2 protein-coding genes are annotated in these 2,781 nt (G+C 66.4%); both read right to left on the bottom strand.

The features are described 5' to 3' along the window. Positions 1-47: 47 nt before the first annotated feature. The gene (locus ACFYX0_RS47315; protein WP_388981921.1) at positions 48-380 is read right to left on the bottom strand and encodes a hypothetical protein; all 333 of its coding nucleotides are present in this window, start codon (positions 378-380) and stop codon (positions 48-50) included. Next, positions 377-2,500 (bottom strand): helix-turn-helix domain-containing protein, encoded by a 2,124-nt coding sequence (locus ACFYX0_RS47310; RefSeq protein WP_388981924.1) that lies wholly within the window; start codon positions 2,498-2,500, stop codon positions 377-379. Before ACFYX0_RS47310 ends, ACFYX0_RS47315 begins: the two co-directional genes overlap by 4 nt. Between the last annotated feature and the right edge of the window lie 281 nt (positions 2,501-2,781).

Raw genomic sequence — 2,781 nt, 5'->3', positions numbered from 1 at the left:
GGCGAATCCGGCCGTGTCACTAGACTCCAGCCCGCTGACCTGCACCTTCACCTCGGAAGGGACTCCAGAACCCCTGAATTGCGCGGAACGCAGGCCACTGCTCCCTTGGCTTTGTCCCCGTCTTGCTGGTTGCTGTCGACGATGTCCCACAAGTCATCGTGCACTTTGGCCAGTTGGGGCGTCTTGATCGGTCCGAGGTTCGCGTGCCAGTCACGCCGTCGGCTGTCGTACTCGGCTCGCGCCGGCTCGCTCAAGGCGTTCAGCTGAGTCCGGTTGAGCACCTCGGGCTGGTCGCGGCGGGCGGCCTCGGCGAACGCTTTGAAGTCTTCCTTCCGTGACAGGGCCAGGTTCCCCAGGTTCGGCAGACCGGCCGTACTCACACGTCCTCCAGGGCGTCCGCGTAGAAGTCGCTCTCCTGGGCGAGGTCGTCGAGGTCGGCCTCGTCGTCATCGCCCGTCTCAGCCATCGGCTCCTGGGCTTCGGCCTCTGCCAGTTCGTCGTCCTGGCCCAGGGCTCTGCGTACCGACGAAAGAGAGATGACCGCCTCCTGCTCGGTGTCGAGGAGGTCGATGGCGGCCTGTTCGCGCGAAAGGCGTAGGGCCATGCGCCGTTCGGCGAGTGTGGTGCCCAGCCCGAGGTTCCAGCGCTCCAGCAGGTCGGCGACGGCGAGCCGGTCGTCGGGGTAGCGGTATTTCGCGGCGGCCAGCTTCCGGGCGAAGGCCAGCGCGTCCTCGCTCAGCGGCATCCGCGCCGACGGTGCGTGTTCCCAGGTCAGCGTCTGCCAGTGGTGATCGACGTCGCGGAAGTAGATGCGGGTGATGTCGTCGGGGTCGACCTGGAACGGCCAGCCGTTTTTCACCGGGCTGTCGTAGGGGCTGCGGATGCCGGGGTCGGGCAGGCCCGGGCCGCTGTAGCGGCGGCGGCCGATCTCGACACCGTAGTGCTGGATCGTGCGCCACTCGGTCTTCAGGAACTCGAAGGCGAGATCCCGGTCGCGGGGGACCTCGATGTAGCCGGCCCTGGCCATGCCGTGCTCGAACATCTTCGCCGGGGACATCCGTAGCCCCGGAAGGCCCGGATCGACCAGACTGGAGTGCGGCCGGCTGTGGTAGACCGTCGCGGTCCACTCCCGGATGATCGCCTCCAACTCGTCGAGGAAGAAGAACGCATCGTCCTCCGGGCTCTCGCCGCGGGAGTGGATGTCGGGTCCCTTGTAGCCGGGCAAGGCCTGCAGCAGACCCTCGCGCAGGGTGCGGAAATAGCGCTCCACCGGCCCTTTATCCCGGCCCGTTCGCAGCCGCGCGTGCTGGATCGAAATGCCCATCCGACGGCAGACGCTCGTCAGATGCTCGGAGACGTAGACCTTCCCGTGGTCCACCACCAGCGTCTCGGGGACCAGGGGCGGCGAGGCCAGGCCCGGCCCGGTGGCACCCTCGACATCGACCAGGACGGTGCGGGGGATGCCGTGCTCGGGCCAGACCGCGTGCCGCGGCCAGTCCCGCCCCGCCGGCCTCGGCCGAAACGACTGAAAGAGCACCGCGCTGACATCCACCGCCTTTGTCGAGACCGGCGTGAGCCGGATCCCCGTGATGCAGCGGGTGTACCAATCCATCCCGACACTCAGCTCGGCCTGCACCCACTTCAGCGTCAGCGGGTCGAATGCGAAGACGTCCAACCGCGTGGTGTCCATCAACAGGTACTCACCCGGCCGCGTCGGCCGCAGCTTCCCGTACGGACCCTCCGGACGATCCGCGATATCCCGGTTCCGCTTCGTACTCAGCCGGAACAGCGGATGCCGACGCTCCAGATCCTCCAAGATCCGAAACGCCGTCGCCCGGCTCGGCTGCCGCACCACATCCGGACCGAACCGCGCAATCACCCGGGCCCGCGTGCGATCAATCACCAGCGTCCGAGACGGCCGTGACTGATCGGTGTGCTCAACCATCACCTCCAGAGCCATCTCCACCCACCTGTCATCAACTCCGGAGTGGGGCTTTCCCATTGACTTCTTCGGCGCGAGCCCAGCCTCTCCCTGACGACGAAAATCAGCGACCCACTGCTTCACGGTGCGAAGTGACACCCCCAGCTCATCGGCCTTGGCGGTGTATCGCACCTCCAACGGTCGCTCCGGGCGATAGTCCGGTCGGGGCTCACCGTCGCGTGCCAGTTCCGGAGCTCCAGACCGGAACCCCGTCAGAACCTCCCGGACATGCTCGGCGCGTTCAAGAACTTTCGCCCGTGCCGATCTGTCGAGCTGCCGCAGTACGACCGAAGCGATCTCTTCTTCATCGTCAGCTGACGGTCCTGGGCCGTCCGGACTGACAGCGGCACGGTCGGAGAACAGAAGTTCCTTGAGTGACAACCGCAGCAATCGTCCCCGGCCGTCCTTCAAGACCACCTCGTTGCCTGCCGTCGTCGCGGCCATCTCCACCACCTCGACGGTCTCTCCGTCGTAGCGGAAGCGCGTACCGACCCCGACCCGAGCCCCCGCCCTGCTCATGCCGCCCGCCTCAGAACATGCGAAGGGCTCAGCGGCCGATCGAGATCGGTAACGAGAGACCGCATCCAGAGCAAATGATGGATGGCGGAGCGGACTTGAGGCTCCGGACGATTCGGCAGACAGCACGTGGCCTGCCCCAGAGGGACACCATCAAGCTCAGCTCCTCGAAGGTCTTCCAGAACTTCGGGGCTGAGAAGCTGTTGTCTTTCCGGACGCGAGGACTGCGTTTTCGCTGGTGGGGCATGGGGTCGGTGGTCTGGTGGGAGTGACGGCTTGTGATG

The organism is Streptomyces sp. NPDC002573 (assembly GCF_042889625.1).
Lineage (GTDB): Bacteria > Actinomycetota > Actinomycetes > Streptomycetales > Streptomycetaceae > Streptomyces > Streptomyces gibsoniae.
Note: the sequence above shows the minus strand (reverse complement) of the source record. Positions and strands in the feature narration are given on the sequence as shown.

Bases quoted from the DNA above. Each gene is read 5' to 3' on its own strand.
- ACFYX0_RS47310 (WP_388981924.1), bottom strand. From the start codon at position 2,500: ATGAGCAGGGCGGGGGCTCGGGTCGGGGTCGGTACGCGCTTCCGCTAC.